This window comes from Streptococcus sanguinis, assembly GCF_003943655.1.
GTDB classification, from domain to species: Bacteria; Bacillota; Bacilli; order Lactobacillales; family Streptococcaceae; genus Streptococcus; species Streptococcus sanguinis_F.
The window spans coordinates 15,470-30,755 of record NZ_RJMM01000026.1; the positions used below are offsets into that span (position 1 = coordinate 15,470).

Genomic DNA, 15,286 nt, shown 5'->3' on the forward strand with positions numbered 1-15,286 from the left:
AGTCACAATGGCAAACGTAAAATTATTTGACCAAACTGGTAAAGAAGCTGGTGAAGTAGTTCTGAACGATGCGGTCTTTGGTATTGAACCAAATGAATCAGTTGTCTTTGATGTTATCATCAGCCAACGCGCTAGCCTTCGTCAAGGAACTCACGCTGTTAAAAACCGTTCTGCAGTATCAGGCGGCGGACGCAAACCATGGCGTCAAAAAGGAACTGGACGTGCTCGTCAAGGTTCTATCCGCTCTCCACAATGGCGTGGTGGTGGTATCGTATTCGGTCCAACTCCTCGCTCATATGCTTACAAACTTCCACGTAAAGTTCGTAGATTGGCATTGAAATCAGTTTACTCTGAAAAAGTTGCTGAAAACAAATTCGTAGCTGTAGACAGCCTTTCATTTACAGCTCCAAAAACTGCTGAGTTTGCAAAAGTGCTTGCTGCACTGAGCATCGATACGAAAGTTCTTGTTATCCTTGAAGAAGGAAACGAATTCGCTGCACTTTCAGCTCGCAACCTTCCAAATGTGAAAGTTGCAACTGCAACAACTGCAAGCGTTCTGGACATCGTAAACAGCGATAAACTTCTGGTTACTCAGGCAGCTATCTCTAAAATTGAGGAGGTTCTTGCATAATGAATTTGTACGACGTAATCAAAAAACCTGTTATCACTGAAGGCTCAATGGCTCAGTACGAAGCAGGCAAATACGTATTTGAAGTGGACACTCGCGCTCACAAGCTCTTGATCAAGCAAGCTGTTGAAGCTGCTTTTGAAGGAGTTAAGGTTGCTAACGTTAACACTATCAATGTAAAACCAAAAGCAAAACGCGTTGGACGCTACACTGGTTTTACAAACAAAACTAAAAAAGCTATCGTAACACTGACAGCTGATTCTAAAGCAATCGAGTTGTTCGGTGCAGAAGAAGAATAATCTAAGGAGGAAATATCGTGGGAATTCGTGTTTATAAACCAACAACAAACGGTCGCCGTAATATGACTTCTTTGGATTTCGCTGAAATCACTACCAGCACTCCAGAAAAATCTTTGCTTGTTTCTTTGAAGAGCAAGGCTGGTCGTAACAACAACGGTCGCATCACTGTTCGTCACCAAGGTGGCGGTCACAAGCGTCACTACCGTTTGATTGACTTCAAGCGTAACAAAGACGCTGTTGAAGCAGTTGTAAAAACAATTGAGTATGATCCAAATCGTTCAGCAAACATCGCTTTGGTTCACTACACTGACGGTGTGAAAGCTTATATCATTGCTCCTAAAGGTCTTGAAGTTGGTCAACGCATCGTTTCAGGTCCTGAAGCAGATATCAAAGTCGGAAACGCTCTTCCGCTTGCTAACATCCCAGTTGGTACTTTGGTTCACAACATTGAGTTGAAGCCAGGCCGCGGTGGAGAATTGGTTCGTGCTGCTGGAGCTTCTGCTCAAGTATTGGGTCAAGAAGGTAAGTACACTCTTGTTCGTCTTCAATCAGGCGAAGTTCGTATGATTCTTGGTACTTGCCGCGCTACAGTTGGTGTTGTTGGAAACGAACAACATGGACTTGTAAACCTTGGTAAAGCAGGACGTAGCCGTTGGAAAGGTATCCGCCCAACAGTACGCGGTTCTGTAATGAACCCTAATGATCACCCACACGGTGGTGGTGAAGGTAAAGCACCAGTTGGTCGTAAAGCGCCATCTACTCCATGGGGCAAACCTGCTCTTGGACTTAAAACTCGTAACAAAAAAGCGAAATCTGACAAACTTATCGTTCGTCGTCGCAACGAGAAATAATTTAAAACAATCTATCCGCCAGCTCGGTAGCGCTGCATAGTCAGCGCAGGCCGCTGTGGTACTTATTTAAAGGAGAAAATATAAAATGGGACGCAGTCTTAAAAAAGGACCTTTCGTCGATGAGCATCTGATGAAGAAAGTTGAAGCTCAAGCTAACGACGAAAAGAAAAAAGTCATCAAAACTTGGTCACGTCGCTCAACGATCTTCCCAAGTTTCATTGGTTACACAATCGCAGTTTATGACGGACGTAAACACGTGCCTGTTTACATCCAGGAAGACATGGTAGGTCACAAGCTTGGTGAATTTGCGCCAACTCGTACTTACAAGGGTCACGCTGCAGACGACAAGAAAACACGTAGAAAATAAGGAGAACATAAATGGCAGAAATTACTTCAGCTAAAGCAATGGCTCGTACAGTGCGTGTTTCACCTCGTAAATCTCGTCTGGTTCTTGACAATATTCGTGGTAAAAACGTCGCTGACGCAATCGCAATCTTGAAATTCACGCCAAACAAAGCTGCTGGCATTATCGAAAAAGTTTTGAACTCTGCAATCGCTAATGCTGAAAACAACTTTGGTTTGGAAAAAGCAAACTTGGTAGTATCTGAAGCTTTCGCAAACGAAGGACCAACTATGAAACGTTTCCGTCCGCGCGCTAAAGGTTCAGCTTCACCAATCAACAAACGCACAAGCCACATCACTGTGGTCGTTGCAGAAAAATAAGGAGGTAACATCGTGGGTCAAAAAGTACATCCAATTGGTATGCGTGTCGGCATCATCCGTGATTGGGATGCCAAATGGTATGCTGAAAAAGAATACGCGGATTACCTTCATGAAGATCTTGCAATCCGTAAATTCGTTCAAAAAGAATTGGCTGACGCAGCGATTTCAACTATTGAAATTGAACGCGCAGTAAACAAAGTAAACGTTTCTCTTCACACTGCTAAGCCAGGTATGGTTATCGGTAAAGGTGGAGCAAACGTTGATGCACTTCGTGCAAAACTCAACAAATTGACTGGAAAACAAGTCCACATCAACATCATCGAAATCAAGCGTCCTGACTTGGATGCGCATCTGGTTGGTGAAGGAATTGCTCGCCAGCTTGAGCAGCGTGTTGCTTTCCGTCGTGCTCAAAAACAAGCTATCCAACGTACAATGCGTGCAGGAGCTAAAGGAATCAAAACTCAAGTATCAGGTCGTTTGAACGGTGCAGATATTGCCCGCAGCGAAGGATACTCTGAGGGAACTGTTCCGCTTCACACTCTTCGTGCGGATATCGATTACGCTTGGGAAGAAGCTGACACTACTTACGGTAAACTGGGTGTTAAAGTCTGGATCTACCGTGGAGAAGTCCTTCCAGCTCGTAAAAACACTAAAGGAGGTAAATAACCAATGTTAGTACCTAAACGTGTTAAACACCGTCGCGAATTCCGTGGAAAAATGCGCGGTGAAGCTAAAGGCGGAAAAGAAGTAGCATTTGGAGAATACGGTCTTCAAGCAACTACTAGCCACTGGATCACTAACCGCCAAATCGAAGCTGCCCGTATCGCTATGACTCGTTACATGAAACGTGGTGGTAAAGTTTGGATTAAAATCTTCCCACACAAATCATACACTGCAAAAGCTATCGGTGTACGGATGGGATCTGGTAAAGGTGCTCCAGAAGGTTGGGTTGCGCCAGTTAAGCGTGGCAAAGTAATGTTTGAAGTTGCTGGCGTTTCAGAAGAAATCGCTCGCGAAGCGCTTCGCCTTGCAAGCCACAAACTTCCAGTTAAATGTAAATTCGTAAAACGTGAAGCAGAATAAGGAGAAGGCATGAAACTTAATGAAGTAAAAGAATTTGTTAAAGAACTTCGTGGTCTTTCTCAAGAAGAACTCGCGAAGCGTGAAAATGAATTGAAGAAAGAATTGTTTGATCTTCGTTTCCAAGCAGCTGCTGGCCAATTGGAGCAGACAGCTCGCCTGAAAGAAGTGAAAAAACAAATCGCTCGTATCAAAACTGTTCAATCAGAAGTTAAATAATAGACTAGGGAAGGAGAATTTCAATGGAACGCAATAATCGTAAAGTTCTTGTCGGACGCGTTGTTTCTGACAAAATGGACAAAACAATCACAGTTGTAGTTGAAACTAAACGTAACCACCCAGTCTATGGTAAACGTATTAACTACTCTAAGAAGTACAAAGCACATGACGAAAACAATGTTGCCAAAGAAGGCGATATCGTTCGTATCATGGAAACTCGTCCGCTTTCAGCTACAAAACGCTTCCGTCTTGTAGAAGTCGTTGAAGAAGCGGTTATCATCTAATCAAACCAGAAAGGAGAAAACTTAAATGATTCAAACAGAAACTCGTTTGAAAGTTGCCGACAACAGCGGCGCTCGCGAAATCTTGACAATCAAAGTTCTTGGTGGCTCAGGACGTAAGTTCGCTAACATCGGTGATGTAATCGTTGCGTCTGTAAAACAAGCTACTCCTGGTGGTGCGGTTAAGAAAGGTGACGTTGTAAAAGCTGTTATCGTTCGTACTAAATCAGGTGCTCGTCGTAAAGATGGTTCATACATCAAATTTGACGAAAACGCTGCAGTCATCATCCGTGAAGACAAAACTCCTCGCGGAACTCGTATCTTCGGCCCAGTTGCTCGTGAATTGCGTGACGGCGGCTTCATGAAGATCGTATCATTGGCTCCAGNGGTACTTTAATCAAAATTAACAAACACAGTCCCCTGGCAAAAGTCAGGGTGCCCCTATGGGCGTAAGAATAAAGAGGAGAAATAAATGTTTGTAAAAAAAGGCGACAAAGTTCGCGTAATTGCTGGTAAAGACAAGGGTGTTGAAGCGCTTGTTGTTACAGCTCTTCCAAAAGTAAACAAAGTTGTTGTTGAAGGTGTAAACATCGTTAAGAAACACCAAAAGCCAAATAACGAAAACCCTCAAGGTGCGATTGTGGAAAAAGAAGCACCAATCCATGTGTCAAACGTTCAAGTTCTTGACAAAAATGGTGTTGCAGGACGTGTTGGCTACAAGTTTGTAGACGGCAAAAAAGTTCGTTACAATAAAAAATCAGGCGAAGTGCTTGACTAATCACGAAGGAAAGGAGAAGTATAATGGCAAATCGTTTAAAAGAAAAATATCTTAAAGAAGTAGTTCCAGCTTTGACTGAAAAGTTCAACTACTCATCTGTTATGGCTGTGCCAAAAGTGGATAAAATCGTTTTGAACATGGGTGTCGGTGACGCTGTATCAAACGCTAAAAACCTTGAAAAAGCTGCTGAAGAATTGGCTCTTATCTCAGGTCAAAAACCACTTATCACTAAAGCTAAAAAATCAATCGCCGGCTTCCGTCTTCGTGAAGGTGTAGCGATCGGTGCTAAAGTAACCCTTCGTGGAGAACGTATGTATGAATTCTTGGATAAATTGGTTTCAGTTTCTCTTCCACGTGTTCGTGACTTCCACGGTGTTCCAACAAAATCTTTTGATGGACGCGGAAACTACACACTTGGTGTGAAAGAACAATTGATCTTCCCAGAAATCAACTTTGATGACGTTGATAAGACTCGCGGTCTTGACATCGTTATCGTAACAACTGCTAACACTGACGAAGAGTCACGCGAATTGCTTACAGGCCTTGGAATGCCTTTTGCAAAATAATATAGGAGGTAAAACAAATGGCTAAAAAATCAATGATTGCTAAGAACAAACGCCCAGCTAAGTTCTCTACGCAAGCTTATACTCGTTGTGAAAAATGTGGCCGTCCACATTCCGTTTACCGCAAGTTTAAACTTTGCCGTGTTTGCTTCCGTGAATTAGCATACAAAGGACAAATCCCTGGCGTTACCAAAGCATCTTGGTAATTCTAGCTTCCAATTCCGTCAAGATTCTTCGTTATCGGCTTTTGCCTAACTTAAGTTATGCCTACAAGCCGATGCCTAGACTCACTTAGGAATTGAAACCTAGAAACATATTCTGAGCATAGCTCAATCATTAACTAGCAAGTGCAGCTTGCAAACTACTAGTAAGAGGAGAAATATAAAATGGTTATGACTGACCCAATTGCAGACTTTCTGACACGTATCCGTAATGCTAACCAAGCAAACCACGAAGTGCTTGAAGTGCCTGCATCAAACATCAAAAAAGGGATTGCTGAAATCCTGAAGCGTGAAGGTTTTGTAAAAAACGTTGAAATCATCGAAGATGATAAACAAGGCATCATCCGTGTATTCCTTAAATACGGACAAAATGGTGAAAAAGTTATCACTGGTTTGAAACGCGTTTCAAAACCAGGTCTGCGTGTTTACAAGAAACGCGAAGATCTTCCAAAAGTTCTGAACGGACTTGGAATTGCTATCCTTTCAACATCTGAAGGCTTGCTGACTGACAAAGAAGCACGCCAAAAGAATGTTGGTGGTGAGGTTATCGCTTACGTTTGGTAATATTTAGTTCCCAATTTCTTTGTGACTCTTCGTTATCGTCTCTTGCCTAACCCAAAGTTATGCCTGCGAGACGATGCCTAGATTCACTTTGAAACTGAAACCTAAATGTTCCTTTAAATCGAGAAATCGATTTAAGCCCCCGTGAAAACTGGTCGCTTACGGCCTGACAATCTAACAGGAGAATATATACATGTCACGTATTGGTAATAAAGTTATCGTGTTGCCTGCTGGTGTTGAGATCAGCAACAAAGACAACGTTGTAACTGTAAAAGGACCTAAAGGAGAACTGACTCGTGAGTTCTCAAAAGATATTGAAATCCGTGTGGAAGGAACTGAAGTAACTCTTCACCGTCCAAACGATTCAAAAGAAATGAAAACAATCCACGGAACAACTCGTGCCCTTTTGAACAACATGGTTGTTGGTGTATCAGAAGGATTCAAGAAAGAACTTGAAATGCGTGGGGTTGGTTACCGTGCTCAACTTCAAGGCAAAAAGCTTGTACTTTCAGTTGGTAAATCTCATCCAGACGAAGTAGAAGCTCCAGAAGGCATCACTTTTGAACTTCCAAACCCAACGACTATCGTTGTCAGCGGAATTTCAAAAGAAGTAGTTGGACAAACAGCAGCTTACGTACGTAGCCTGCGTGCTCCAGAGCCATACAAAGGTAAAGGTATCCGCTACGTTGGTGAATTCGTTCGCCGTAAAGAAGGTAAAACTGGTAAATAATCTTGTCTGGCTGATTTTTTCAGCCAAACAAGCTGTTTTCCAAGGTTGTGCATAAGCACAAGATTAAAATTAAGAGGTGAAAATTGTGATTACGAAACCAGATAAAAACAAAGTCCGCCAAAAACGCCACCGTCGCGTTCGCGGAAAACTCTCTGGAACTGCTGATCGCCCACGTTTGAACGTATTCCGTTCTAATACAGGCATCTACGCTCAAGTGATTGATGACGTAGCGGGTGTAACGCTCGCAAGCGCTTCAACTCTTGACAAAGAAGTTTCAAAAGGAACTAAAACAGAACAAGCCGTTGTTGTTGGTAAGCTCGTTGCTGAACGTGCAGTTGCTAAAGGTATTTCTGAAGTCGTCTTCGACCGCGGTGGATATCTCTATCACGGACGTGTAAAAGCTTTGGCTGATGCAGCTCGTGAAAACGGATTGAAATTCTAAGAGGAGGACACTAGAAAATGGCATTTAAAGACAACGCAGTTGAACTTGAAGAACGTTTAGTTGCCATCAACCGTGTTACAAAAGTTGTTAAAGGTGGACGTCGTCTTCGCTTTGCAGCTCTTGTAGTTGTTGGTGATCGCAATGGTCGTGTTGGCTTCGGTACTGGTAAAGCTCAAGAAGTACCAGAAGCAATCCGCAAGGCAGTTGAAGATGCGAAGAAGAATTTGATTGAAGTACCAATGGTTGGCACAACAATTCCTCACGAAGTTCTTTCAGAATTTGGCGGAGCTAAAGTATTGCTTAAGCCNGCTGTTGAGGGTTCTGGAGTTGCTGCCGGTGGTGCGGTTCGTGCCGTCATCGAATTGGCAGGTGTAGCAGATGTTACATCTAAATCTCTTGGCTCTAACACTCCAATCAACATCGTTCGCGCAACTGTTGAAGGTTTGAAACAATTAAAACGCGCTGAAGAAGTTGCTGCCCTTCGTGGTATTTCAGTTTCTGACTTGGCATAAGAAAGGAGATAACATGGCTCAAATTAAAATTACTTTGACTAAGTCTCCAATCGGACGCATCCCGTCACAACGTAAAACTGTTGTAGCACTTGGACTTGGCAAATTGAACAGCTCAGTTATCAAAGAAGATAATCCAGCAGTACGCGGTATGATTACTGCAGTATCACACTTGGTAACTGTTGAAGACGTTAAATAAGCTTTGCTGGTTTAACAACTTTAAATTAAAATACGTTAGGGGATGGGATTTTCTCAGCCCCTAAAACTAAATATATGTATAGGCGAGTTTATATAGGAGACACCTTTTCTCCTATATGAGCGCTAGCATTTGACAAAAGAGGAGAAATAATATAATGAAACTTCATGAATTACAACCTGCTGCAGGTTCTCGTAAAGTCCGCAACCGTGTTGGTCGTGGTACATCATCTGGTAACGGTAAAACATCTGGCCGTGGTCAAAAAGGTCAAAAAGCTCGTAGCGGTGGCGGCGTTCGCCTTGGTTTTGAAGGTGGACAAACTCCATTGTTCCGTCGTCTTCCAAAACGTGGTTTCCTGAACATCAACCGCAAAGAATATGCGATTGTTAACCTTGACCAACTGAACGCCTTTGAAGATGGCGCTGAAGTAACACCAGTTGTTCTCATCGAAGCAGGTATTGTAAAAGCTGAAAAATCAGGTATCAAGATTCTTGGTAACGGAGAATTGACAAAGAAATTGACTGTTAAGGCAGCTAAATTCTCTAAATCAGCTGAAGAAGCTATCACTGCTAAAGGTGGTTCAGTGGAAGTCATCTAAGCGAGGTGACCTATGTTTTTCAAACTATTAAAAGACGCATTTAAAATCAAACAGGTACGGTCTAAGATTCTGTTCACGATTTTTATCATCTTAGTTTTCCGTATCGGTACAACCATAACGGTTCCGGGGATTAATGCCAAAGCTTTGAGCAACTTGAATGATTTGCCATTCTTGAATATGCTGAGCTTGGTTTCTGGTAATGCCATGCGCAACTTCTCAGTCTTTGCTCTGGGGGTCAGTCCATACATCTCAGCATCTATCGTTGTTCAGTTGCTCCAAATGGACTTGCTTCCGAAGTTTGTAGAGTGGGGCAAGCAAGGGGAAGTAGGACGTAGGAAGCTGAATCAAGCGACTCGTTATATCGCCCTCATGTTGGCTTTTTTGCAGGCAATTGGGATTACCGCTGGTTTTGGCGCTCTCTCAAGAGCAAATCTTATTACAAATCCGAATGTACAGACCTATGTTTTGATTTACATTTTTCTAGCAACTGGTTCTATGATTGTGACTTGGCTGGGAGAGCAGATTACGGATAAGGGTTACGGAAATGGCGTTTCCATGATTATCTTTGCCGGAATCGTCTCAGCTATCCCTGATATGATTAAAGGTATTTATGAAGATTACTTTGTCAATATTCCGAGTGAGCGTTTGACTTCATCCTTCATTTTTGTAGGGATTCTGATTGTGGCAGTCCTGCTTATCATTTACTTTACAACCTTTGTACAGCAGGCTGAATATAAAATTCCAGTTCAGTATACGAAAGTAGCTAAGGGTGCACCTTCTAGCTCCTATCTGCCACTTAAAGTCAATCCGGCTGGGGTTATTCCAGTAATCTTTGCCAGCTCGATTACAGCTGCACCGGCAGCGATTTTCCAAGTTGTCAGTGCCATGGGCTATGACGCAGATTGGGTTAAGACAGCTCAGTCACTTTTGGCAACAACGACCATTAGTGGTATGTTCATGTACGCCTTCCTGATTGTCCTCTTTACATTCTTCTATACTTTTGTACAGATTAATCCAGAGAAGACAGCAGAAAATCTGCAAAAGAGCGGAGCCTACATTCCAGGTGTTCGTCCGGGTAAAGGAACAGAAGACTACATGTCTAAGCTGTTGCGTCGTTTGGCAACAGTGGGCTCTCTTTTCCTAGGTTTCATCTCTATCCTGCCTATCTTGGCTAAAGATGTATTTGGATTGACAGATGCCGTTGCTCTTGGAGGAACCAGTCTCTTAATCATCATCTCAACTGGTATTGAGGGAATGAAACAGCTAGAAGGCTACCTGCTGAAGAGAAAGTATGTCGGCTTTATGGATACTTCAGAGTAAGGGAACTTTTGAATAGCTTTTCTAATGAGAAGCCTGTTCAGATAACCTTTCTTGAACCGAAAATAAACAAAATAAAAGGGGACAGAGTAGACTCACCCCCTTCTATTTTGTTTTTAAACGAGTTTATTAATCGGTTTAATAGATTGCTTTAAAAACAAAAAAGGAGACCAATCATGAATCTTTTGATTATGGGCTTACCAGGTGCTGGTAAAGGAACTCAAGCTGCTAAAATCGTTGAGCATTTCAATGTTGCGCATATTTCAACTGGAGATATGTTCCGTGCGGCGATTGCTAACCAAACAGAGATGGGCGTTTTAGCCAAGTCCTATATTGACAAGGGCGAGTTGGTTCCAGACCAAGTGACAAACGGCATTGTCAAAGAGCGCTTGAGCCAGGATGATATTAAGCAAACAGGCTTCCTCTTGGATGGCTATCCGCGCACGATTGAGCAAGCAAATGCCTTGGATCAAACACTAGCAGAGCTTGATTTGGCTTTGGACGGAGTTATCAATATCGAAGTGGATCCTAACAGCTTACTGGAGCGTTTGAGCGGTCGGATTATCCATCGTGAAACAGGTGAAACCTTCCATAAGGTATTCAATCCACCTGCAGACTACAAGGAAGAGGATTATTACCAGCGCGAAGACGATAAGCCTGAGACAGTTAAACGTCGTTTGGATGTCAATATCGCTCAGGGTCAGCCGATTATTGATCACTATCGCAGCAAAGATCTGGTCCATGATATTCAAGGAAATCAAGATATTAATGATGTCTTCTCAGCTATCGAAAAAGTCTTGACAAATTTGAAATAAAAGCGTTTTTCCTGCTTGCAATATTTGACAAGTAGTGATACAATGAATTAGTCTGACTTATAATTGTTACCTCTGTGCTCAGAGGGATCAAATCGAAATTTATGGAGGTACTTTTGCGTGGCAAAAGACGATGTGATTGAGGTTGAAGGCAAGGTAGTTGATACAATGCCCAATGCAATGTTTACGGTTGAACTTGAAAATGGACATCAGATTTTAGCAACAGTTTCTGGTAAAATTCGTAAAAACTATATTCGTATTTTAGCGGGAGACCGTGTGACTGTAGAAATGAGTCCTTATGATTTGACACGTGGACGGATCACATACCGCTTTAAATAATCGAAAAACTTGGAGGGAAAAAATGAAAGTAAGACCATCGGTCAAACCAATTTGCGAATACTGCAAAGTTATTCGTCGTAATGGTCGTGTTATGGTAATTTGCCCAGCAAATCCAAAACACAAACAACGTCAAGGATAAGATAGAAAGGAGAAAAAATGGCTCGTATTGCTGGAGTTGACATTCCAAATGACAAACGTGTAGTCGTTTCACTGACTTATGTGTACGGTATCGGACTTCCAACTTCTAAGAAAATCTTGGCAGCTGCTGGAGTTTCAGAAGACATCCGTGTAAAAGATCTCACAATCGAACAAGAAGACGCTATCCGTCGTGAAGTAGATGCGATTAAAGTTGAAGGTGACCTTCGTCGTGAAGTAAACTTGAACATCAAACGTTTGATGGAAATCGGTTCATACCGTGGAATCCGTCACCGTCGTGGACTTCCTGTCCGTGGACAAAACACTAAAAATAACGCCCGCACTCGTAAAGGTAAAGCTGTTGCGATTGCAGGTAAGAAAAAATAATATAAGGAGGTAAAAAGTCTTGGCTAAACCAACACGTAAACGTCGTGTGAAGAAAAATATCGAATCCGGTATTGCTCATATTCACGCTACATTTAATAACACTATTGTTATGATTACTGATGTGCATGGTAACGCGATTGCTTGGTCATCTGCTGGAGCTCTTGGATTTAAAGGTTCTCGTAAATCTACACCATTTGCTGCCCAAATGGCATCTGAAGCAGCTGCTAAATCTGCACAGGAACACGGTCTGAAATCAGTTGAAGTTACTGTAAAAGGTCCAGGTTCTGGTCGTGAGTCTGCTATTCGTGCTCTTGCTGCCGCTGGTCTTGAAGTAACAGCTATTCGTGATGTGACTCCTGTACCACACAATGGTGCTCGTCCTCCAAAACGTCGCCGTGTATAATCACCAACCGTTACACTGCTTTTCGTTTAAGAGGGAGTATAGCAAATGATTGAGTTTGAAAAACCAAATATAACAAAAATTGATGAAAATAAAGATTATGGCAAGTTTGTAGTAGAGCCGCTTGAGCGTGGCTATGGTACAACGCTGGGAAATTCTCTTCGCCGTGTGCTTTTGGCTTCACTTCCAGGTGCTGCTGTTACTTCAATTAATATTGAAGGTGTGTTACACGAGTTTGATACAATTTCTGGTGTCCGTGAAGACGTGATGCAAATTATTCTGAACGTCAAAGGGATTGCTGTAAAATCTTACGTCCAAGACGAAAAGATTATTGAACTGGATGTTGAAGGACCAGCAGAAGTAACTGCCGGAGACATTTTAACAGACAGTGATATTGAAATTATAAACCCTGATCATTATCTCTTTACAATCGGAGAAGGTGCAAGCTTTAAGGCAACGATGACTGTCAATAGCGGTCGTGGTTATGTGCCTGCAGATGAAAATAAGAAAGATGATGCACCAGTGGGAACACTTGCGGTGGATTCTATCTATACGCCTGTGACAAAAGTTAATTACCAGGTTGAGCCAGCTCGTGTTGGTAGCAACGATGGTTTTGACAAACTAACCCTTGAAATTTTAACGAATGGAACAATTATTCCAGAAGATGCTTTGGGACTTTCAGCCCGCATCCTTACGGAACATTTGAATCTCTTCACTAATCTGACAGAAGTAGCTATCGCTGCAGACGTTATGAAGGAAGTAGAAAAGACTTCTGATGACCGCATTTTGGAACGGACTATCGAAGAATTAGATTTGTCAGTTCGCTCATACAACTGTTTGAAGCGTGCAGGTATCAATACTGTATTTGATTTGACAGAGAAATCTGAGCCTGAAATGATGAAAGTTCGTAACTTGGGACGCAAGAGTCTGGAAGAAGTAAAAGTTAAACTTGCTGATCTCGGTCTGGGGTTAAAAAACGATAAATAAAGGAGGAATACATGGCTTACCGTAAACTAGGACGCACTAGCTCACAACGTAAAGCGATGCTTCGCGATTTGACTACTGATTTGCTGATCAACGAATCAATCGTGACAACTGAAGCTCGTGCTAAAGAAATCCGTAAAACAGTTGAAAAAATGATTACATTGGGCAAACGTGGAGACTTGCACGCTCGTCGTCAAGCTGCAGCTTTTGTACGTAATGAAATCGCATCAGAAAACTATGATGAAGCAACAGAAAAGTATACTACAACTACTGCTCTTCAAAAATTGTTCTCTGAGATTGCACCACGCTATGCAGAGCGCAACGGTGGATATACTCGTATCCTGAAAACTGAACCGCGCCGTGGAGATGCTGCGCCAATGGCAATCATCGAATTAGTTTAAGATCATCAATCTTTGTTGAGTGTTATGATGATGGAATAGAATTTCTATTCTTAGTCTAGCTCTGGTCTACCGCTAGGATTTTTTCCTAGCGGGAACACTCATCATATAGGTGATAATAGGTAGACGCTTGTTTACGAAATTGCTTTTAAGACAAAAACAATTTCGTAAGCAGGCGTTTTTGTATGAGGCTAGGAAAATACCTGAAATTTTGTTATAATACTCTAACACTATCAAAAATTTATAGGAAATGGAAATGACTGATTCAATCCAAATTTTAAAAGAACGCTATTTAAAGAATATCAAAGAAAATCCAACTGTCTACATTGGCATTGAGTTAGAATTTCCTATTGTCAATAGCCGGGGCGGAGCAACGGATACAAATGTTGCCAAGAATCTCTTGAAGCGTCTGTTGGAAGAGTATGATTTTGAGGCAGAACGATTTGATAGAGACGGGAACCCCATCCAACTGAAATCGGCTAAAAATGAAGACAGAATTCTTTTTGAGGTCTCTTACAATACTTTGGAATTTGCTTTTGCCAAGGCTAGCAGAATTCAAGAAGTTGAAGAGCGTTTTAAGGACTATCTGAACATTATTCAGCCAATTCTTCGCACAGAAAACCATGAAATTCAAGGTAAAGGTATTCATCCTTTCTGGTCAGAAAATGATAACAGTCCAGTTAAGTATCCAAGATATGAAATGTTGATGCAGTATTTAGCTATGGGAAAGAACATGGATGGTCTGCACAATTATCCGGAATATGGCGCTTTTATTTGTGGGAGTCAAGTGCAGTTGGATGTTTCAAGAGAGAATTATTTGACTGTTATCAATGTCTTCAATCAAATTGAAGCTGCTAAGGCATACCTTTTTGCCAATTCAGAGTTTTCTGATTCTTCTTGGGATACAAAAATAGCTCGGGATATTTTCTGGGAGCAATCAATGCATGGCATTTTACAGGAAAATGCGGGTGTGAATTCGAAAGATTTTCAAACTGAAGATGATTTTTTTACTTATCTTAGTAAATCAGCGCTTTTCACTGCTGAACGAAATGGTCAATCCTACTATTTCTATCCGATAGCTGCTAATGAATACTTGAGCCAGAAAACTATTGAAGCTTATAGCCTTTCAGGTGAAAAAGCAAACTTGACTCCAAGGGAAGCAGACTTCAAGAATCACAGAAGTTACCAGTATCAAGATTTGACGACACGGGGGACAGTAGAGTTTCGGAGTGTCTGTACCCAACCTTTTGATAAAACCTTTTCTTCTGCTGCTTTTCATCTTGGTATTTTAGAAAATCTGGAAAATGTAAAAACCTATTTACAAGATGCTACCTTCTTTCAACAGGAAGGTCGAGATTACAAAGCTTTAAGAAGAAGGTTCTCTAAAAAAGAGTTGACCGCAAGTGAAACAGATCATATTTATGAATTCACAAAGACTTTGCTTCAGCTGGCGAGAGCTGGTTTATTAGCTCGTCAACTAGGTGAGGAAGCTTATCTTCCCACTCTTTAATAGAGGCTAGCCTCTGATGAATAAAAAATTCTAGAAAACTTTTAAATTTTTTCAAAAAAGGTATTGACAGGTAGTAGGTATAGGTGATATACTAATATAGTTGTCGCGAAAGACAAAGCCCTTTGAAAACTGAACAAGACGAACCAAGTGCAGGGTGACATAGAAATATGTAACCTGTCAAAAAAACGAGAAAATAAATCTGTCAGTGGACAGTAATGAGTGCGAACTCAAACTTTTTAATGAGAGTTTGATCCTGGCTCAGGACGAACGCTGGCGGCGTGCCTAATACATGCAAGTAGAACGCTGAAGAGAGGAGCTTGCTCTT

General features: G+C 41.8%; 28 protein-coding genes and 1 rRNA gene. All 29 read left to right on the forward strand.

All coding sequences use genetic code 11. The features are described 5' to 3' along the window. Positions 1–7 precede the first annotated feature (7 nt). The gene (rplD, locus tag D8886_RS09680; protein WP_002894480.1) at positions 8–631 is read left to right on the forward strand and encodes a 50S ribosomal protein L4; all 624 of its coding nucleotides are present in this window, start codon (positions 8–10) and stop codon (positions 629–631) included. Then, on the forward strand, positions 631–927 hold the full coding sequence (locus D8886_RS09685) for a 50S ribosomal protein L23 (RefSeq protein WP_002894481.1): 297 nt from the start codon (positions 631–633) through the stop codon (positions 925–927). The genes rplD and D8886_RS09685 overlap by 1 nt, the downstream gene beginning before the upstream one ends. A gap of 17 nt (positions 928–944) precedes the next feature. Beyond that, a complete protein-coding gene (gene rplB / locus D8886_RS09690) occupies positions 945–1,778 on the forward strand; it encodes a 50S ribosomal protein L2 (RefSeq protein WP_002894482.1) in 834 nt (277 codons plus the stop codon). Positions 1,779–1,863: 85 nt separating this feature from the next. Beyond that, complete coding sequence (gene rpsS, locus D8886_RS09695) at positions 1,864–2,145, forward strand: 30S ribosomal protein S19 (protein WP_000533766.1); 282 nt, start codon at positions 1,864–1,866, stop codon at positions 2,143–2,145. An 11-nt stretch (positions 2,146–2,156) separates the two neighbouring features. Continuing rightward, positions 2,157–2,501, forward strand: a complete 345-nt coding sequence (gene rplV / locus D8886_RS09700) for a 50S ribosomal protein L22 (protein WP_002894484.1) — start codon at positions 2,157–2,159, stop codon at positions 2,499–2,501. Positions 2,502–2,513: 12 nt separating this feature from the next. Then, the gene (gene rpsC, locus D8886_RS09705) at positions 2,514–3,167 is read left to right on the forward strand and encodes a 30S ribosomal protein S3 (RefSeq protein ID WP_002894486.1); all 654 of its coding nucleotides are present in this window, start codon (positions 2,514–2,516) and stop codon (positions 3,165–3,167) included. A 3-nt stretch (positions 3,168–3,170) separates the two neighbouring features. Next, a complete protein-coding gene (gene rplP / locus D8886_RS09710) occupies positions 3,171–3,584 on the forward strand; it encodes a 50S ribosomal protein L16 (RefSeq protein WP_000960948.1) in 414 nt (137 codons plus the stop codon). Between the two features lie 9 nt (positions 3,585–3,593). Then, entirely contained in the window at positions 3,594–3,800 is a 207-nt protein-coding gene (gene rpmC, locus D8886_RS09715; RefSeq protein WP_002894488.1) for a 50S ribosomal protein L29, read from the forward strand. A gap of 23 nt (positions 3,801–3,823) precedes the next feature. Continuing rightward, positions 3,824–4,084 (forward strand): 30S ribosomal protein S17, encoded by a 261-nt coding sequence (gene rpsQ / locus D8886_RS09720; RefSeq protein WP_000440801.1) that lies wholly within the window; start codon positions 3,824–3,826, stop codon positions 4,082–4,084. A 25-nt stretch (positions 4,085–4,109) separates the two neighbouring features. Beyond that, positions 4,110–4,478: a 50S ribosomal protein L14 gene (rplN, locus tag D8886_RS09725; RefSeq protein ID WP_125435393.1), complete on the forward strand. Its 369-nt coding sequence runs from the start codon at positions 4,110–4,112 to the stop codon at positions 4,476–4,478. 75 nt (positions 4,479–4,553) lie between these two features. Further along, positions 4,554–4,859 carry a 50S ribosomal protein L24 gene (rplX, locus tag D8886_RS09730; RefSeq protein ID WP_002894497.1) on the forward strand — a complete coding sequence of 102 codons (306 nt, stop codon included), beginning with the start codon at positions 4,554–4,556 and terminating at the stop codon, positions 4,857–4,859. 23 nt (positions 4,860–4,882) lie between these two features. Beyond that, a complete protein-coding gene (gene rplE, locus D8886_RS09735) occupies positions 4,883–5,425 on the forward strand; it encodes a 50S ribosomal protein L5 (protein ID WP_002894499.1) in 543 nt (180 codons plus the stop codon). A gap of 17 nt (positions 5,426–5,442) precedes the next feature. Next, the gene (locus D8886_RS09740; RefSeq protein ID WP_001085697.1) at positions 5,443–5,628 is read left to right on the forward strand and encodes a type Z 30S ribosomal protein S14; all 186 of its coding nucleotides are present in this window, start codon (positions 5,443–5,445) and stop codon (positions 5,626–5,628) included. Positions 5,629–5,808: 180 nt separating this feature from the next. Further along, a complete protein-coding gene (rpsH, locus tag D8886_RS09745) occupies positions 5,809–6,207 on the forward strand; it encodes a 30S ribosomal protein S8 (protein WP_002899666.1) in 399 nt (132 codons plus the stop codon). Positions 6,208–6,397: 190 nt separating this feature from the next. Continuing rightward, positions 6,398–6,934 (forward strand): 50S ribosomal protein L6, encoded by a 537-nt coding sequence (gene rplF, locus D8886_RS09750; RefSeq protein ID WP_002894503.1) that lies wholly within the window; start codon positions 6,398–6,400, stop codon positions 6,932–6,934. Positions 6,935–7,019: 85 nt separating this feature from the next. After that, positions 7,020–7,376: a 50S ribosomal protein L18 gene (gene rplR, locus D8886_RS09755; protein ID WP_005592009.1), complete on the forward strand. Its 357-nt coding sequence runs from the start codon at positions 7,020–7,022 to the stop codon at positions 7,374–7,376. A gap of 17 nt (positions 7,377–7,393) precedes the next feature. Continuing rightward, a complete protein-coding gene (gene rpsE, locus D8886_RS09760) occupies positions 7,394–7,888 on the forward strand; it encodes a 30S ribosomal protein S5 (protein WP_002894506.1) in 495 nt (164 codons plus the stop codon). Positions 7,889–7,901: 13 nt separating this feature from the next. Then, positions 7,902–8,084: a 50S ribosomal protein L30 gene (gene rpmD, locus D8886_RS09765; RefSeq protein WP_002899668.1), complete on the forward strand. Its 183-nt coding sequence runs from the start codon at positions 7,902–7,904 to the stop codon at positions 8,082–8,084. A gap of 154 nt (positions 8,085–8,238) precedes the next feature. Continuing rightward, positions 8,239–8,679, forward strand: a complete 441-nt coding sequence (rplO, locus tag D8886_RS09770; protein WP_002901833.1) for a 50S ribosomal protein L15 — start codon at positions 8,239–8,241, stop codon at positions 8,677–8,679. A 12-nt stretch (positions 8,680–8,691) separates the two neighbouring features. Continuing rightward, positions 8,692–9,999, forward strand: coding sequence for a preprotein translocase subunit SecY (gene secY / locus D8886_RS09775; protein WP_125435395.1), 1,308 nt, complete (start codon positions 8,692–8,694; stop codon positions 9,997–9,999). A gap of 173 nt (positions 10,000–10,172) precedes the next feature. Continuing rightward, positions 10,173–10,811 (forward strand): adenylate kinase, encoded by a 639-nt coding sequence (locus D8886_RS09780; RefSeq protein WP_125435397.1) that lies wholly within the window; start codon positions 10,173–10,175, stop codon positions 10,809–10,811. 117 nt (positions 10,812–10,928) lie between these two features. After that, entirely contained in the window at positions 10,929–11,147 is a 219-nt protein-coding gene (infA, locus tag D8886_RS09785) for a translation initiation factor IF-1 (RefSeq protein ID WP_001029883.1), read from the forward strand. 22 nt (positions 11,148–11,169) lie between these two features. Further along, complete coding sequence (rpmJ, locus tag D8886_RS09790; RefSeq protein ID WP_001808836.1) at positions 11,170–11,286, forward strand: 50S ribosomal protein L36; 117 nt, start codon at positions 11,170–11,172, stop codon at positions 11,284–11,286. A gap of 17 nt (positions 11,287–11,303) precedes the next feature. Beyond that, positions 11,304–11,669 (forward strand): 30S ribosomal protein S13, encoded by a 366-nt coding sequence (rpsM, locus tag D8886_RS09795; RefSeq protein WP_002894516.1) that lies wholly within the window; start codon positions 11,304–11,306, stop codon positions 11,667–11,669. Between the two features lie 19 nt (positions 11,670–11,688). After that, positions 11,689–12,072, forward strand: coding sequence for a 30S ribosomal protein S11 (rpsK, locus tag D8886_RS09800; protein ID WP_001118385.1), 384 nt, complete (start codon positions 11,689–11,691; stop codon positions 12,070–12,072). 45 nt (positions 12,073–12,117) lie between these two features. Continuing rightward, positions 12,118–13,056, forward strand: a complete 939-nt coding sequence (locus D8886_RS09805; protein WP_125435399.1) for a DNA-directed RNA polymerase subunit alpha — start codon at positions 12,118–12,120, stop codon at positions 13,054–13,056. An 11-nt stretch (positions 13,057–13,067) separates the two neighbouring features. Continuing rightward, positions 13,068–13,454: a 50S ribosomal protein L17 gene (gene rplQ / locus D8886_RS09810; protein ID WP_002894521.1), complete on the forward strand. Its 387-nt coding sequence runs from the start codon at positions 13,068–13,070 to the stop codon at positions 13,452–13,454. Positions 13,455–13,701: 247 nt separating this feature from the next. Next, positions 13,702–14,961: a glutamate-cysteine ligase family protein gene (locus D8886_RS09815; protein ID WP_125435401.1), complete on the forward strand. Its 1,260-nt coding sequence runs from the start codon at positions 13,702–13,704 to the stop codon at positions 14,959–14,961. Positions 14,962–15,196: 235 nt separating this feature from the next. Next, a 16S ribosomal RNA gene (locus tag D8886_RS09820) occupies positions 15,197–15,286 on the forward strand; the annotation flags it as partial.